Origin of the sequence: Fodinicurvata sp. EGI_FJ10296 (genome assembly GCF_040712075.1) — a bacterium.
Lineage (GTDB): Bacteria > Pseudomonadota > Alphaproteobacteria > DSM-16000 > Inquilinaceae > JBFCVL01.
On the sequence record NZ_JBFCVL010000001.1, the window covers coordinates 30,693 to 47,282 of the forward strand.

The following is a 16,590-nucleotide window of genomic DNA, read 5'->3' on the forward strand; positions in this document are numbered from 1 at the left end:
CGGGCTTTCGATTAGTCTGAATCGGGGTTCAATTTCCTGGTCCGGGCTCAGGGGGCGAGCGCGTAATCGGCGATCGACAGGCCGAGCGCCTTTTCCACCGGCGGATAGACGCTGGCGTCCCGCACACCGGCCGACAACGGGATCACCGATTTCGGCACATGCAGAATGTGAACCTTCATGCCCGGGCGAAGCTGCCCGACGCTGAGCGGCTCACCCTTCGGCGTCAGGGTGGTGATGATATCGGGAAACGTCGCCAGACGGCGGCCATCGGCGGACACGATGGCCATGTATTCGTTCATCACATGCAGGGTCAGCGCCTCGTCGCCGCGCCCGACCGTGACCGTGCCGATGTCGAAAGCTTCGGCGGTGTAAACGATATCGACGGCCGTGACCTCGCCCCCGGTGGCAAGCAGCGTGCCATCCACCGCCTTGACGATGGCGTCGACGACGGCCCGGCCGCCCGATGGCTCGGCTGCCAGAATCGCCTCACCAAGCGACAGCGCCAGTGAGATACCGCCAAGCGCGGCGTTATCGCGGACATAGGCGGCCGAAACCGGATTGCGGCACGAGGCGATGAACCCGCCGGACATATCCGCCGCCGTACGCAGTACCGGCGACACCCGCCCGGTGGCGCCGCGGATGACCATTTCGATATAGCGATCCACGTCGCGGTTGCCGCCCACGGCGGTCTGGATCATCGGTTCCGGCGATCCGGCCAGCCCGATCGCCCCCATATCGCCGGTCGGATGAGCGCGCATGTCGCCGACAGCGTCGACAACCCTTGTCCCCAGCACCGCCGAGGGCAACCAGCCGTTCAGCGTCGACGACCGGCCGTTCTGGCCGACCATCAGCCCGGCGACCGGTTCGCCCAGCGCATCCTGCAGCAGTTCAACGGCCTTGATATAGTCGACCCCGCGCATTTCCCACGGGGTGGTCGAGGCCGGCGCACCGATGGCGGCGGCCGTGGCGACCCAGTCGGCGTCGTCCAGTTCATCGACCGAGACCAGCTCCGGCTTGCCGATACTGACGGCGGCATTGCCCAGCATGCGGCCGTGGTCGGCCCAGCCGCCACCACCGGCGGCATAGACGGAACCGCCCCTGACAGCGGCCTCGACGTCCTTTTCGGTCAGGATGCGGCCCATCGATCATTCTCCTCGGTCCGTTTGACGAAATGCAGTTTCGCGCCGGCGTTTCCGCCGCAGGTTACGGGTTCAGATCGAGCGCGAAAAATGCGTCCATCTCGGGCAGCGGCGCCATCTCGATCAATTCCTGAAGCCGCTCTGCCGATCCCAGATCCCGCTCGATCGCCTCGACTTCGGATGAGAGCGGGCGATCGACCTCGTAAAAGGCCGCATGCTGGCGCACGACATCATAGATCATCCCCGGCACACCGCGCGGGCGATCATCCAGAATGTCCATCGCCTGTGCCGACAGCAGGCCTTCCAGCGCCGCGAGCCGGCGCAGGGCGCGGACCTGGCGCTCGAAGCGCTCGACAACCAGCGGCAGGAAGGCGGCTTCGTCCTCGACCCCGCCGGCGACGACAAGCGACTGCGCCGACACTGGTGCCGCCATCGACAGCACACGGGCGAACAACTCACCCGCCAGTTTGATGATCGGCCCGAAACCGGTGGCGATCTTTCCGGCCGGGACCAGATTGACCGGCAGACCGCGACGGTTGCCGTTGCCGAGAATGACGCAGCGATTGAACGAATTGCGGGCAGCGTGGGAAAGCGCGATCTGGGCCGACTGCAGGAACACGGTGACATCCAGCGGCAGCGAGCCGCCGGAGGTCAGAACCTCGCCGCCGACGACCACGGGGTTGTCGTCGGTCCGGCCGGTTGCCGCCAGCACTGTGTTGCCAGCGTTGGTCAGAGTCTGAATCGTGGTGCCGAAAACCTGCGACATCATCCGCAGCGAAAGTTGATCCTGGACATGGGTGGCGTCCGGCCACTCCCAGCCGCGCGCGTTTTCGACCAGCCATGCGCCAATGCTGGCTTCGTGCTCGGTCCCGACATGGGCGACCGCCTTCCACGGATCGCGCGAGGCCCCCAGCGCCCCGGCGGTGGTCAGGCTGGTCGCCATCAGCATCCGCACGGTCCGGGCGGCGCGGCTAATGGCATCGGCGGCCGCGGCATAACCAACGGCGTTGACTGAAATCGACGCCAGGCTGTCACGCGGCTCCATCGGCATCGGCGACAGCCCCGCCTCGGCCAGCGCCGCGTCGGCCGGCAGACGACGGCCCTGATAGACCGCTTCGCCGACACCGGTCAGCACGGCGCCGATCTGGCCCATAAGGCCGATATCCGCGCAGCCGATGGAACCGGTGCGGCGAACGACCGGGATCACGCCGGCTTCGAGCAACTTGATGAACGCATCGACGAAGGCGGTGGACACGCCTACCCGGCCGGTCAGCGCGGTGTTGACGCGGATCGCAATCGCATTGCGCACGACCGACGGCGGGAACGGGTCGCCGGTGCCGAAATGGTGCGCACGGACCAGACCGATGTTGAAGGTTTCGTAGTCTTCTGGCGACCACTCGACATCCTTCATGGCGCCGACACCGGTCGTGGCTCCGTAGACCGTCAGCCCTGCCGCGATCCGATCCTCGACCACCAGCCGCGCCTGGCGGACCCGATCAAGGGCGGCGGGGTCCGCTTTTGGTACCGCTGCGCCCGATCCGATGCGCGACAACGTGGCGAAGTCGAGCGCCGACCCCTTCAGCACGATGCTGTCTGGTGAATAACTCATGGCCGCCTTGCCTGATGCCGTTTCGGGAGGTTTCCCCGATCTTTGACATTAAGACATTCTATCCCTGCCAAGGGATATCCCAAATGCCGAACACATGGCACTAGCGCCCGAGGGATGGCCGCGGCCGCAATTCAAGGCTCAGTCGTGGCAGTGCAGCAGCGCGATCACGCAGCAGGCTTGTGTCCGATGAAGATACATTCGTCCCGCTTGAGGCCGTAATGCACTTCTTCATCCATCGGGCGTCGATAGGCCAGCGTCGAGAAGCCGACGCTGTTCAAGCGGTCGGCGAAATCGGCACCATAGAAGCGGCGGTGGTCAGTACCGGCAAAATGTACGAAACGCTTGGCCGAATCGACGATCGACGGATTCTCATAGGTTTCATCTCGGCTCAGATTGATGGGCACCGATAGCAACGCTATGCCGCCCTGCTTCAGGACACGAAAAAGCTCCGCCATGGCCTTTCGGTCGTCATCGATGTGCTCCAGCACATGATGGGCAATGACAAAATCAAATGATCCTTCGTCACGGTCGATGCTCGTCATATCGAGACGATTCTTCGCAAGCGACGCAAACAGATCGGCCGACTGGTAGTTCCGATTGTCCCGCTGAAGTTCGATGAAATATCGTTCCGGCCCGAAATGCAGAATTCGCTTTCCATCAAGGTCGATGCCGTTTTCCTGCAGGTACAGGTGCAAAAGACGGTGCCGCGGCCGGCTACCGCAACCCGCGCAACGCGTGTCCCAGGTGGATGGTTGGCCGGTCGATATGAATACGCCTGCATAGTCGCAAATCGGACAATGTCGGCGCACTTTCGTATGCTTGAATTGGTATCGATCTCTCCACCATGCCCCGGCAAGCCGACGTAAGATTTGCCCGCGACCCGGCGCCCTCAGCCTGTTCACTATGATATTCCCTGATTTCCTGACAGCATAATTCCGATGTATCGCTGAACATATCTGAAATCAAGGCGAGAATACTTTTCATACTATAGTAATAATCCTTTCGTGCCATACGTTCACCGGCCCGGATTACTGGGCCGCCGCCCGTCCGGCGCCGTGCCAATGTTATCAGCCCCAGCGGCCACCGCGCCAGACGCCGCCGACCTCGAATGCCGGCGTCAGATGGACAATATCGGCCGGCCCGCCGGGCACGAGCCGGCCAAAGCCCTGGTCGGCGAGACCGAGGAACTGCGCCGGGTAGAGCGAGGCCATGCGCAGCGCCACGTCCCGTTCGACACCAACCTGATCGATCATGAACCGCACGGCACCGATCATGGTCAGATCCGACCCGGCCAAGGTGCCGTCGTCGAGCGTCAGGCGGCCAGCGTCGCGGCGCACGCGGCGGCCGTTCAGCATGAAGCTGTCGGCATCGACCCCCACTGTCGACATCGCATCGGTGACCAGTATCCCCCTGCCCGTTCCGCGCTTCGCGCGCAGCGCAATGCCAAGTGCGGCCGGATGAACATGGAACCCGTCGGCGATGAGGCCGCACCAGACATCGCCGGCGTCCAGCGCCGCGCCAACCAGACCTGGCGCCCGATGGCCCAGCGGGCTCATGGCGTTGAACAGATGGGTGACCGATCGCGCCCCCGCCGCAAAAGCGGCCATCGCACCGTCGTAATCGGTGTCGCTATGACCAATGGAAACAAGAATCCCGGCATCGACCAGCCGACGGATCGTCTCGGGCGGCACCGTCTCGGCGGCGACGGTCAGTACCAGTGGCGCAACCCCCGCCTCTGTCAGCACCTGGACGTCATGCGCGTCCATGGCTCGGATCAGCGCCGGGTCGTGCGCGCCCTTGCGCGTCGCGGCCAGGAACGGCCCCTCCAGATGCAGGCCGAGACAACCCGCCACGCCCTGGTCAAGCGCCGAACGGACGGCTGCGATCGCCGCATCGGTCACCGCCGGGCGGTCGGTGATCAGGGTCGGCAGCAGGGCGGTGGTGCCGAAACGGGCATGAGCATCGGCCATCGTGCGGATGCCCTCCACAGTCGGCGCGTCATTGAACAGAATGCCGCCGCCGCCGTTCACCTGCACATCGATGAAACCCGGCGCCAGAAGACCACCGCCAAGCTCGACAATCGCAGCATCCGCCGGCACCGCGTCCCGAGGCATCAAGGCGTCGATCCGGCCATCGCGGATCACCAGCGCCTGGTCGTGCCAACACTGCTCGCCGTCGAATATCTCAACACCGCACAGGGCTGTTACCGGGGGAGTTACCAGGGGAGTTACCGGGGCTGTAGGCTGGGTCATCGCGTTTCCGTCACCTTCTTCAAATGGCGCGGGCGATCGGGATCGAGGCCGCGCAACCGGGCCAGCGCTTCCACCGCACCATAAAACGGCACGATCATCGCCAACGCATCGGTCAGCGGATGTCCGGTCGCGATAACCGGCAGCCGGTTTCCCCCCTCGTTTCCGCCCCCCGCTACCATCACGCTCGCGCCATGGCCGCCGAGCAGTGCCAGCGTCTCAATCATCGATGGGCGGGCCGGGTCATCCGCCAGAAATCCGACAACAGGAAATCCTTCGCCGACAATACTCATCGGACCATGGCGCACTTCCGCCGCGCTGAACGCTTCGGCATGCAGGCAGGCCGTCTCCTTGAATTTCAGGGCGGCTTCCTGGGCGATGGCCAGTGACGGTCCGCGTCCGATGGTATAGAGCGAACCGCCCGCCACCAGCGGCGCGAACGCCTCGGTCCAATCCAGGGTCAGGGCGCGGGCGAACTGGCCGGGCAACTGGTCCAGCGCCGACGCCAGCCCGGAATCGCCCCGCCACGCGGCGAGAAGAGCCAGACATGCCAGGACTGACGACACGAAGCTCTTCGTCGCGGCGACACTTTGTTCGGTCCCGGCGCCGAGCGGGATCACATGATCGCAGATATCCGCCAGCGGTGAGGCCGCGTCGTTCACCACCGCCACCGTCAGCCCCCCGGACCGGCGCGTCGCCTCGGCCAGCGCGATGATATCGGGACTGCGGCCCGACTGGGATACGGCGATCAATGCAGCCTCCGACAGACGCGGCGGCGTCGCATAAATCGACGCGATCGAGGGGCCGATCGAGGCGACCGGCACGCCGGCCGTGATCTCGCAGGCATATTTGAAATAGGCCGCCGCGTTATCCGACGACCCCCGTGCCGCGGTGACGATCACGGGCGGATCCTTGCCGGCCAATGCCGCACCGGCGGCCAGGATGCCGGTCCTCGCGGAAAGGCACCGTTCGGCGGCCGCCGGGATTTCGTCGATCTCCCGGCGCATCAGGCTGATTTCGGCCATTATTGCCCTCCCTCTCTCGCGACGTTCGGAACAAGGTTCAATTCGGCGACAAAATCATACGTGTCGCCACGATAGATCGACCGCGTGAATTCCACCGTCCGCCCGTCGCCATCATAGCTGATCCGGACGATGGCCAGCGCGGCCGCGCCGTCCGGGGCGCCCAGAAGATCGGCATCGGCGGCGTCCAGCGCCTCGGCCGACAGCCGCTGCAATGCACGAACCGGACGCGCGCCGTTGCGGTCGAGTGCCTCGTACAGCGAGGCCGAGACTGTCTCGGGATCCGGCAGCAGACGGGCGGGAATGACGGCCCGCTCGATCGCCATCGGCTCGCCGTTCGCCAGTCGAAGCCGATAGAGCCGGGCGACGCGGTCTTCCGGCGACAGGCCCAGGGTCATCGCCTCTTCCGGGGCGGCGTGCGTTACCGAGCGCTCCAGCCACCGCGCCGTTGGCACCAGCCCCCGACTGATCATGTCCTCGGTGAACGAGGTCAGCCGCGACAATGGCTGCTGCACCCGTTCCCGCGTCCGGGCGACAAACGTGCCCGAGCCGTGGCGGCGGCGCAGCGTACCATCGCGCACCAGCGCCTGAATTGCCTTGCGCACCGTCACCCGCGAAACGCCGATGTCGCGCGCAATGTCGCGTTCGGCCGGCAGGGCGTCGTCGGGCAGAAGCCGGCCGTCCCCGATCGCCCGGGCGATCGCCGATTGCAGGCGCAGATAGAGCGGCCCGCCATCGCCGCGCATGCCATCCCGGTCGTCCGGACGGAAGAATCCTCCGCTCATGAAAATTCCGCCGGCAATCCGGCGGCCTCGCGTGCCAGTGCAATGCCGCCGGCCATCGCATCAGCGGCGGGATCGACGATCGCCGGCGCGATACGGCCCGCCAGACGGCCCCGATAACGCGGCGCCAGTCCACCCAGCAGCGCCACCGCCGACACTCCCAGAACCGCCAGTCGATCGACGGCCGCCGCGATATGGCGAACGCCGTCCTCGACGATCGCGGCAGCCACCGGTTCGCCGGCGTCGGCGTTATCGAACACCAGCGGCGCAAAGGTTCCGAAGTCGCGTGGCAGTCCGCTTTTGGCGAACGCCACCATGGCACCGGGATCATGGTCGAACCGCGCCAGAACGGCATCGGTCAGACCATCCGCCGGTCCGATCCGGTCGTGGGCCAGCAGCGCCGCCCGCAACGCCGCCCGGCCGATATCGGCGCCGCTGCCCTGATCCGAAAGGTCGAAGCCCCAGCCGCCGAGTGATGTGAATGATCCCTGCAGTCGGGCGACATAGGCCGACCCCGTTCCCAGAATGGCGATCGCGCCGTCGGCGTTGCCATGGGCGCCGCGACAGGCCACGAAGGCGTCGCTTTCCAGCGTGAACCGGGCAACCGGCAGACCTGCCGCCACAAACGCCCGGTGCAGGCTGACGACATTCGCCCCGGCCAGGCCGAGTCCGACCTCGCAGTCACCCAGTACCGAGGGGGGCATACCGCCCTTCGCCAATGCGGCGGTCATCGCGGCCACGACATTGACCCGCGCCTGATCAAGCCCGGCAAGCAAATTGGCCGTGCCGGTCTCAGCCTCGCCGATGATCCGACCGGCGGCGGTCACCGCCCGTGCCCGGCACAGCGTCCCGCCGCCGTCTACGCCCATGAAGATCATGGCATTCCCGCCCGATTCCGCCCAGCCCAGCCGTTCACCACCAAAATACCAAAACGATACCAATCAGGGAAGTGGACACTTTGGTATGATGTTGGTATTATCCCCGGCAGCATATCAGACGGGGTGGCGGATGTCTTGGCCGGCAACAGAAGCGGCGGATGAACGGTATCGGGGGCTCGACACCTGGCAACCGGCAGCGATCCTGTCGGCGCTGGCCGACGGTCACGACCGCGCGATCGACGCCGCCCGTAGCGCGCTGCCAGCGATCGCCCGCGCCGCCGAAGCAGCGGCCGACGCTCTTCGCGGCGGCGGGCGGCTGGTTTATCTGGGCGCCGGCAGTTCCGGACTGATCGCCCTGCTCGATGCGCTCGAAATCCCTCAGACCTATGGCATTGCCCCCGACCGGATCGTCATGATCCTGGCTGGCGGCGCCGAAACCGCAGCCAACCTTACCGGCATTAGCGAGGATGACGCCGACGAAGCCGTAGCGGCCATCCGGCGCCAGGATATCGCTGCGGGCGACGTCGTGGTCGGGGTCTCGGCCAGCGGCTCGACCCCCTATACGGTCGCCGGGCTTCAGGCGGCGCACGACGCCGGGGCGACAACGGTCGCCATTGCCTCGAACGCCGAAGCGCCGCTGCTTGCCATCGCCGATATCGCCATCGCCACGCCGACCGGCGCCGAGGTCATCGCCGGATCGACCCGTATGGCGGCCGGCACGGCGCAGAAAGCCGTGTTCAACATGCTCTCCACCCTGACCGCGATCCGGCTGGGGCATGTCCACGACAACCTGATGGTCAATCTCCGCGCCGACAACGCCAAGCTTCGTCGGCGCGCCGGCGCGATTATCAGCCGGGTCACCGGGGTCGATGCCGACAGGGCGGCCGACGCCCTCGGCCGCGCCGGCGGCGATCTGAAAACCGCGATCCTGCTGGCCTCGGGAGTTGCCGATCCGGACGAGGCTCGCCGCAGGCTTGCCGACAGCCAGGGCCGCGTGCGCCCGGCGATGGCAGCAACGGACTGAACCAGAACCCACTTTAAAACCCCGGCTGCGGCCGCAATGAACAGGGAGCACCAAGATGACGAACCGCACCTCAAGAACCCTGCTGATTTCCACCGCGATCGCGGCCATGGTCGCCGGCGCCGGAACGGCCGGCGCCCAGGAAACCACGCTGGTGATCGAAAGCTGGCGCAACGACGATCTGGCCATCTGGCGCAACGAGATCATTCCCGCCTTCGAAGCCCAGCACCCCGATATCGCGGTGGAGTTCCAGCCGGCCGCGCCGACGGAATACAACGCCGCACTCAACGCCAAGCTCGATGCCGGGTCCGCCGGCGATCTGATCACCTGCCGGCCGTTCGACCAGTCGCTGCAGCTTTACGACGACGGCTATCTGGCCGACCTCACCGATCTGCCGGGCATGGGAAACTTCTCCGACGTCGCCAGGACGGCGTGGTCGACCGATGACGGCTCCGAAACGTTCTGCGTGCCGATGGCGGCCGTGCTGCACGGCTTCATCTATAACGCCGAAGCCTTCGAGGAAGTGGGCGTCGAACCCCCTGCCACCGAGGAAGAATTCTTTGCTGTCCTGGACGCCTTTCAGGAAGAGGGCACCTATATTCCCCTGGTCATGGGCACCATCGACCAGTGGGAAGCCGCCACCATGGGCTACCAGAATATCGGCCCGGCCTATTGGGGCGGCGAGGAAGGCCGCACCGCGCTGATCGCGGGCGAACAGGCACTGACCGACGAGGGCTGGGTCGAGCCGTTGCGCGTTCTTGCCCGCTGGTCGGACTATCTGGGCGACGGCTATCAGGCCCAGAGCTACCCCGACAGCCAGAACCTGTTCACGCTCGGACGCGGCGCCATCTATCCGGCCGGATCCTGGGAGATCTCGGTATTCGAGAATCAGGCCATTTTCGAGATGGGCGCTTTCCCGCCGCCGACGGCGCCGGGCAGCGACACCTGCCATATCTCCGACCATCCGGATATTGCGCTCGGCCTTAACGCAGACAGCCCGAATCAGGAAGCCGGCCGGACATTCCTGGAGTGGGTGGCCTCGCCGGAATTCGCCGAGATCTACGCCAACCAGCTGCCGGGCTTCTTCCCGCTGATCGACGCCGAGGTCGAGATCGACAACCCGCTGGCTCAGGAGTTCGCATCCTGGCGGGCGGACTGCGAGTCCACCATCCGCTCGACCTATCAGATCCTGTCGCGCGGTACGCCGAACCTGGAGAACGAGACCTGGGCTCACACCGCCAATGTGATGAACGGCGTTGAAACGCCCGAAGAGGCCGCCGAGGCGCTTCAGCAAGGGCTGGCAGAGTGGTACGGCCCGCAGCAGGACTAGGGTTGAGCAAGGCCTGACGGTTCCATCCCGCACGCCGACACCAGCGTGCGGGACCGGACCCGTGGCCGGGGGATTGGCTACGATCGCGGGTGATCAATGACGGACGAGACCGACCTGAAACCACCGCCGCGCCCCTGGCGCTGGCACATCGCCGTCTTTCTGGCGCCGGCGGTGCTGGTCTACACCGCCGTGATGATCATTCCGCTGTTCGAAACGCTGCGCCTGTCATTCTTCAACCGGGCCGACGGTCAGACATTCTTCGTCGGCATCGCGAATTATGCCCGCCTGTTCGGCGACCCGCGCTGGGCGGCCTCGTTCTGGAACGCCCTGTGGAACAACGCCTATTTCTTCCTGATCCATATGGTGGTCCAGAACCCGCTCGGCATCGCGCTGGCGGCGCTGCTGTCCGTTTCGCGGCTTCCGGGCCGCGCATTTTATCGCAGTGCCATCTTCCTGCCGACGATCCTGTCCTTCGTGATCGTCGGCTTCATCTGGAAGCTGATCCTGTCGCCGCTCTGGGGCGTCACGCCCAGTCTTCTCGACCTGATCGGGCTCAGATGGCTGTTCGCGCCCTATCTCGGGCTTGAAACCTATGCCCTGACGACGGTGGCCCTTGTCTCGGTCTGGCAATGGGTCGGCATTCCGATGATGCTGATCTATGCCGCCCTACTCACGATTCCCGAAGACCTGATCGAAGCCGCGGAGATCGACGGCATCACCGGATTTTCGCAATTCTGGCGCATCAAGCTGCCGCTGATCCTGCCGACCATCGGCATCGTCTCGATCCTTACTTTCGTCGGCAATTTCAACGCTTTCGACCTTGTTTATTCGATGCAGGGCGCCATGGGCGGGCCGAACGGGGCGACCGACATCCTGGGGACGTTCCTTTACCGGACATTCTTCGGCTTCCAGCTTCAGGGCGGCGATCCGCATATGGGCGCCACCATCGCGACCGTGATGTTCGGGATCATCCTGGTGGTGATCTCGATCTATCTGTTCATCATCCAGCGGCGCATGCGCCGGTACGAATTCTAGGGGGCGGGCATGAGCCTGTCGACAGCCCGCACCAGCACGCCGCGCGCGATCACGGTCCACGCCGCGCTGATCCTTTACACCGTGATCGCGGTCGCGCCGGTACTGCTGATCGTCTACAACTCGGTCAAGGACCGCCGGGCCATTTTCGGCCAGCCGATGACCCTGCCGACATGGGACACGTTCACGCTGATCGGCTACGAGACGGTGTGGACGCAGGGAAACTTTCCGCTCTATTTCCAGAACAGTCTGATCGTGACCGTGGCCTCGGTCTTTCTTGTGTTGCTGTTCGGCGCAATGGCAGCGTTCGCGCTGTCGGAATACCGGTTCCGGGGCAATTTGTTGATGGGGCTTTACCTGGCGCTGGGCATCATGATCCCGATCCGGCTGGGCACGGTCGCCATTCTTGAAATGATGGTTGCCACCGGACTGGTGAACACGCTGACATCGCTGGTACTCGTATATACCGCGCAGGGGCTGCCGCTGGCCATTTTCATCCTGGCGGAATTCATGCGCCAGGTGTCCGGCGACCTGAAGAACGCCGCCCGGGTCGATGGCCTCAGCGAATACCGGATCTTTTTCCAGCTCGTCATGCCGCTGGTGCGCCCCGCAATGGCGACTGTCGCCGTGTTCACCATGATCCCGATCTGGAACGACCTGTGGTTCCCGCTGATCCTGGCGCCGAGCGAGGCGACCAAGACCGTGACGCTGGGCGCGCAGATGTTCCTTGGCCAGTACGTCACCGACTGGAACGCCGTGCTGGCGGCGCTGTCGCTGGCGATCCTGCCGGTTCTGGGTCTCTATCTGCTGTTCTCGCGGCAACTCATTCGCGGCATCACCGCCGGCGCGGTCAAATGACCGCACCTGCATCGCCGCTTCCTGACGCCCAAGAAGATTGAGAGTGCCACAATGTCAAATGCCGCCCCGCTATCCGTCTTCGTCGCCGGCCTCGGACAGATGGGCCGGTCCCATGCGCTGGCGTATCACCGCAATCCGGGCTTCAAAATCATCGGCCTTCACAACCGCTCACCGGCCGATCTTTCCGGCGGCCTCGAAGGCTATCCGCTGATCGCGGACTTCGATGCCGGGCTGGCGCTGAAACCCGATCTGGTGTCGATCAACACCTATTCCGACACTCATGCCGATCTGGCCGTGCGCGCGCTGGAGGCCGGGTGCCATGTCTTCGTGGAAAAGCCGCTGGCGACGACCGTCGCCGATGCCAGGCGCGTGGTCGACGCCGCCCGGGCCACAGGCGGCAAGCTGGTGATCGGCTATATCCTGCGTCACCACCCGTCATGGATGGCGTTCATCGACAAGGCACGGGCCATGGGGCCGCCCTATGTCATGCGCCTGAACCTGAACCAGCAATCGGCCGGCGAGGCCTGGGACATCCACAAGCGGCTGATGGCGTCAACCTCGCCGGTCGTCGACTGCGGCGTTCATTACGTCGACGTCATGTGCCAGATCACCGACGCCCGGCCGATTCAGGTGCGGGGCATGGGCGTGCGGCTGTCCGACGAGATCGCCGCCGATCAGGTGAATTACGGCCATCTGCAGGTACTGTTCGACGACGGATCGGTCGGCTGGTACGAGGCGGGCTGGGGCCCGATGATCTCGGAAACGGCGTTCTTCGTGAAGGATGTGATCAGCCCACGCGGCGCGGTCTCGATCGTCATGGACGAAGGCGCCAAATCCGCCGATATCGACACCCACACAAAGACCGCGACGATCCGGCTACATCATGCAGAAACCACACCGGACGGCCGCTTCGCGCGCAGCGACGAAACCATGTCGATGGCCGACGAACCGGGGCACCAGGAACTGTGCGAGCGCGAGCAGGCCTTTGTCCTGAAAGCGATCATCGGGGACGTCGATCTGTCCAAACACAACGAGGACGCGGTCCGGTCGCTGGAAATCGTTCTGGAGGCCGATCGCAGCATGCGCGAAAACCGCGCCATCGATCTGGAGGCGCGCTGATGGCCGGGAAAGACGGCGATGCGACCGATCTCGCCCTGACGTTGACCGGCATCACCAAGGCGTTCGGCCCGGTGAAGGTCATCAACGGCATCGACCTGCAGGTCCGCAAGGGCGAGTTCGTCGTCTTCGTCGGCCCGTCGGGATGCGGGAAATCCACGCTGCTGCGGATCATCGCCGGGCTGGAGGACCAGAGCGCCGGGCGGATCACCATCGCCGGCCGGCCAGTTGACGGCGTTCAGCCGGCCAAACGCGGCATCGCCATGGTGTTCCAGTCCTATGCGCTGTATCCGCACCTGACCGCCGCCGGGAATATGGGGCTGGCGCTGAAGCAGGAAGGCGCACCGAAGGCCGAGATCAAGCAGCGGGTCGACCACGCCGCCGCGCTGCTCTCGCTGTCGGACATGCTGGAACGCCGGCCCGCCGAATTGTCCGGCGGCCAGCGCCAGCGCGTCGCGATCGGCCGCGCGATCGTGCGCCAGCCCGACCTGTTCCTGTTCGACGAGCCGCTGTCGAACCTGGACGCCTCGCTCAGGATCAACACGCGGATCGAAATCGCCAACCTGCACCGGACCCTCGGCGCGACCATGGTCTATGTCACCCACGACCAGATCGAGGCCATGACACTGGCCGACCGCATCGTGGTGCTGAACCAGGGCCGCATCGAGCAGGTCGGTTCGCCGATCGACCTCTATAACCATCCGGCCAACCTGTTCGTCGCGGGCTTCATCGGCTCGCCGAAGATGAACCTGATCGCCGGCGCCGAGGCCGAGAAACACGGCGCATCGACGATCGGCATCCGTCCGGAACACATCGCCGTCAGCCGCGACCGTCCCCTCGATGGGAACACCGGGACGGACAACGCCTGGACCGGCACCATCGGCCACGCCGAACATCTGGGATCGGACACTTTCCTCTATGTCGACGTCCCGGACATCGGCCCCGTCACCGTGCGCCTGGCCGGCCAATACGCCCACCATGTCGGCGAAACCGTCTACCTTACTCCCGACCCCGAACGGATGCACCGGTTCGGCGCTGATGGCCTCGCGATCCGGCAGCCCGCCGGACTCGATTGACGTCAGGGGTCATCATTCGCATGAGGCGGATCGGTCAAAGTCTGGCTGGCCCCGCCCCGTGCCGCCAGAAGCCGCGTCACGATCTGTTGTTCCACGCTATCCAGATCTCGAAGAGCGAGGGCGCGATGCATAAAAGCTCACCGTATCTGCTTGAAAAGATTGGGCGATTTTTCAGCTCTAACCCTGTGAATTAACTATGGATAAATCAGCGCGTCAATTGGCCCGCCATAGACCCTACGGCACTGACACAACGAGATCGACAGCGGAACTGGTGATTTCCACACCCTGATCGTCCCGGGCGCTGCGCGGCCACGAAGTGACGCGCTGCCGAACCGGGATCTTGGCAGCAGCAACTTCCCCACGTCGGCACGCGAACCGGGCTCATCCGGGTCCGGGTCCCCGATCGATGTCGGGGGCGATCAGGAGGGGGTTGGCGCTGCGCGGCCGATCTGTGAATCGCGTAGGCCATAGACCGGGGCGGCCAAACCAGACCACTCAATCAGGCGCAGCGTCAGTGGCGCGGGGCAGGGTAACGGTGAAGCAGGCGCCGCCGTCTGCGCCCGGGGTGTAGTCGGCGGTTCCGCCGTGGCGCTCGGCGATCTGGCGCACAAGGGCCAGGCCCAGCCCCCACCCGCCCGACGTTTCGCCATGGCCCTGCGGCCGGTAGAAGGCTTCGAACAGGCGCGCGCGGTCGGCCTCGGGAACACCGGGGCCGTGGTCGGCGACCGTCAGCCGGATCGCGCCGTTCAGCCGGTCGGCGCGGGCGTCGATCGGCGGCGCGCCGTGGCGGACGGCATTGGTCAGCAGATTACGCACCAGCCGGCGCAGCAGACGGGGGTCGCCCTCGACCACCGCGTCGGCACCGTCGATCTCGACATCGACCCGTGCGGCTTCCTCGGCCAGCAGCGCCACCAGATCGACGCGCTCGCGGCGCTCCAGTCCGGCGACATGGTCGAGCCGGCTGGCGAGCAGGATTTCCTCCACCAGTTCGTCCAGTTCCTCGACACTCCGCAGGATCTCGCGCCTCAGCGGCGGCGTCGGGCCGGATTCATACAGGTCGACCGCCACCCGCAGCCGGGCCAGCGGTGACCGCAATTCGTGACTGGCGTTGGCCAGCAGCGACCGGTGGGCGGCGAGCAGCGCCTCGATCTTGGCCGCCGACCGGTTGAAGCTTTCGGCGACGCTGGCGATCTCGTCCCGGCCCTCGACCGGGACACGGGCGACCAGATTACCGTCGCCCCACGCGTCCACGGCGCCGCGCAGCGTTTCCAGCCGCCGCGTCACATGACGGATAACCGGAAAGGCGGCCAGTCCGATCACGACCGCGATCAGGGCCATCGCCGCCAGCGGACTGCGCATCGGCGGCAACCCTGCGTCAAAGCGGGCGACGATGGTACGGCCGTCGTCCAGCATATGCTGGTGCAGGTTATGGGCCGCATCCCCATGGTCGTGCATGCGGCCATCGCGGCCGATCTGGCCGATCTCCATCGGGAACGGCCGGCCGGCCGCCAGCATGCGGCGGCCGTCAGGGTCATAGACGGCGATGTCGGCGCGCATCCCGCGTGCCAGCCGCCGGATTTCAGCACGCGTCGCGTCATCCGGCACCAGCGACATGACCAGTTCCGACCGACGGTCTCGCCACTGCGCCGCCTCGTCGTCGAATGTCAGCCGGACCACCAGGCCCATGGCGAGGGTGACGAGCAGCAGCGCGGCCAGCAGCGTCAGATAGATCTTCCAGAACAGCGACCGGGTCATGCCTGATCGCCCTCGTCCTGCAACCCGGCGAAGACATACCCCGCGCCCCTGACAGTGATGATTCGCCGGGGATGTTTCGGGTCGGTTTCGACGGCCTGACGGATCCGCGAGATATGAACGTCGATCGACCGGTCGAAGGCATCGAATTCGACACCCCGGACCAGATCCATCAGATGTTCTCTGGTCAGCACGCGCCCGGGTCGCTGGGCCAGCGCGACCAGCAGGTCGAACTGGTGACTGGTCAGCACCCGTTCCTGACCGTCGACCCGAACCGTGCGGGCGGCGCGGTCGATCTCCAGCCGGCCAAAACGCAACGGCGCCGGCGCCGCGCTGTCCGGTCCGGCCTGTCGCCGCCGCATGACCGCGCGCAGCCGGGCCAGAAGTTCGCGCGGGCTGAACGGCTTGGGCAGATAGTCGTCGGCCCCGATTTCCAGACCGACGATGCGGTCGGTTTCGTCGCCGCGCGCCGTCAGCATGACGATCGGCACGTCCGAACTTGCCCGGATCCGGCGACAGATATCGAATCCGTCGCCGTCGGGCAGCATGATGTCGAGGATGACGGCATCAGGTGCCGTCCGGTCGGCCGCCGCGAGACCCGCCGTGGCCGTGGCCTCGCGGTGGACGGTATAGCCCGCATCGGAAAGATAGCCGGCCAGCATGGCGGTCAGACGCGTGTCGTCATCGATGATCAGCACCGTCTGCGCCATGCTCGACTCCCCGGAA

General features: G+C 65.7%; 15 protein-coding genes. 6 read left to right on the forward strand and 9 right to left on the reverse strand.

What is annotated here, in order from left to right; translation table 11 throughout:
* Positions 1-47 precede the first annotated feature (47 nt).
* From ABZ728_RS00125 to ABZ728_RS00155, 7 genes are all read right to left on the reverse strand, one after another.
* Entirely contained in the window at positions 48-1,142 is a 1,095-nt protein-coding gene (locus ABZ728_RS00125) for a DUF917 family protein (protein WP_366653496.1), read from the reverse strand.
* A gap of 61 nt (positions 1,143-1,203) precedes the next feature.
* Positions 1,204-2,748 carry an aromatic amino acid ammonia-lyase gene (locus tag ABZ728_RS00130; RefSeq protein ID WP_366653498.1) on the reverse strand — a complete coding sequence of 515 codons (1,545 nt, stop codon included), beginning with the start codon at positions 2,746-2,748 and terminating at the stop codon, positions 1,204-1,206.
* Between the two features lie 164 nt (positions 2,749-2,912).
* On the reverse strand, positions 2,913-3,650 hold the full coding sequence (locus ABZ728_RS00135; RefSeq protein WP_366653500.1) for a class I SAM-dependent methyltransferase: 738 nt from the start codon (positions 3,648-3,650) through the stop codon (positions 2,913-2,915).
* A 165-nt stretch (positions 3,651-3,815) separates the two neighbouring features.
* A complete protein-coding gene (gene nagA / locus ABZ728_RS00140; RefSeq protein ID WP_366653501.1) occupies positions 3,816-5,000 on the reverse strand; it encodes an N-acetylglucosamine-6-phosphate deacetylase in 1,185 nt (394 codons plus the stop codon).
* Positions 4,997-6,022, reverse strand: a complete 1,026-nt coding sequence (locus ABZ728_RS00145; protein WP_366653502.1) for an SIS domain-containing protein — start codon at positions 6,020-6,022, stop codon at positions 4,997-4,999. Before ABZ728_RS00145 ends, nagA begins: the two co-directional genes overlap by 4 nt.
* On the reverse strand, positions 6,022-6,804 hold the full coding sequence (locus ABZ728_RS00150; protein WP_366653503.1) for a GntR family transcriptional regulator: 783 nt from the start codon (positions 6,802-6,804) through the stop codon (positions 6,022-6,024). The genes ABZ728_RS00145 and ABZ728_RS00150 overlap by 1 nt, the downstream gene beginning before the upstream one ends.
* Positions 6,801-7,679, reverse strand: coding sequence for a BadF/BadG/BcrA/BcrD ATPase family protein (locus ABZ728_RS00155; RefSeq protein ID WP_366653504.1), 879 nt, complete (start codon positions 7,677-7,679; stop codon positions 6,801-6,803). Before ABZ728_RS00155 ends, ABZ728_RS00150 begins: the two co-directional genes overlap by 4 nt.
* Positions 7,680-7,809: 130 nt before the next feature.
* On the opposite strand from ABZ728_RS00155, the gene ABZ728_RS00160 reads away from it, so the two are divergent.
* The 6 genes from ABZ728_RS00160 to ABZ728_RS00185 all read left to right on the forward strand — a co-directional run bounded on the left by ABZ728_RS00160 (position 7,810) and on the right by ABZ728_RS00185 (position 14,112).
* Entirely contained in the window at positions 7,810-8,703 is an 894-nt protein-coding gene (locus ABZ728_RS00160) for an N-acetylmuramic acid 6-phosphate etherase (protein ID WP_366653505.1), read from the forward strand.
* Positions 8,704-8,758: 55 nt separating this feature from the next.
* Positions 8,759-10,030: an ABC transporter substrate-binding protein gene (locus ABZ728_RS00165; RefSeq protein WP_366653506.1), complete on the forward strand. Its 1,272-nt coding sequence runs from the start codon at positions 8,759-8,761 to the stop codon at positions 10,028-10,030.
* 96 nt (positions 10,031-10,126) lie between these two features.
* Positions 10,127-11,065: a sugar ABC transporter permease gene (locus ABZ728_RS00170; RefSeq protein WP_366653507.1), complete on the forward strand. Its 939-nt coding sequence runs from the start codon at positions 10,127-10,129 to the stop codon at positions 11,063-11,065.
* 9 nt (positions 11,066-11,074) lie between these two features.
* Positions 11,075-11,920: a carbohydrate ABC transporter permease gene (locus tag ABZ728_RS00175; protein WP_366653508.1), complete on the forward strand. Its 846-nt coding sequence runs from the start codon at positions 11,075-11,077 to the stop codon at positions 11,918-11,920.
* A gap of 51 nt (positions 11,921-11,971) precedes the next feature.
* Positions 11,972-13,039 carry a Gfo/Idh/MocA family oxidoreductase gene (locus tag ABZ728_RS00180; protein WP_366653509.1) on the forward strand — a complete coding sequence of 356 codons (1,068 nt, stop codon included), beginning with the start codon at positions 11,972-11,974 and terminating at the stop codon, positions 13,037-13,039.
* Positions 13,039-14,112, forward strand: coding sequence for an ABC transporter ATP-binding protein (locus tag ABZ728_RS00185; RefSeq protein WP_366653510.1), 1,074 nt, complete (start codon positions 13,039-13,041; stop codon positions 14,110-14,112). Before ABZ728_RS00180 ends, ABZ728_RS00185 begins: the two co-directional genes overlap by 1 nt.
* 495 nt (positions 14,113-14,607) lie before the next feature.
* Here the strand turns inward: ABZ728_RS00185 and ABZ728_RS00190 are convergent, their stop codons facing one another.
* Together ABZ728_RS00190 and ABZ728_RS00195 are read right to left on the reverse strand one after the other, a co-directional pair.
* Positions 14,608-15,867 carry a HAMP domain-containing sensor histidine kinase gene (locus ABZ728_RS00190; protein WP_366653511.1) on the reverse strand — a complete coding sequence of 420 codons (1,260 nt, stop codon included), beginning with the start codon at positions 15,865-15,867 and terminating at the stop codon, positions 14,608-14,610.
* On the reverse strand, positions 15,864-16,574 hold the full coding sequence (locus tag ABZ728_RS00195; RefSeq protein WP_366653512.1) for a response regulator transcription factor: 711 nt from the start codon (positions 16,572-16,574) through the stop codon (positions 15,864-15,866). Before ABZ728_RS00195 ends, ABZ728_RS00190 begins: the two co-directional genes overlap by 4 nt.
* Positions 16,575-16,590: the final 16 nt, after the last annotated feature.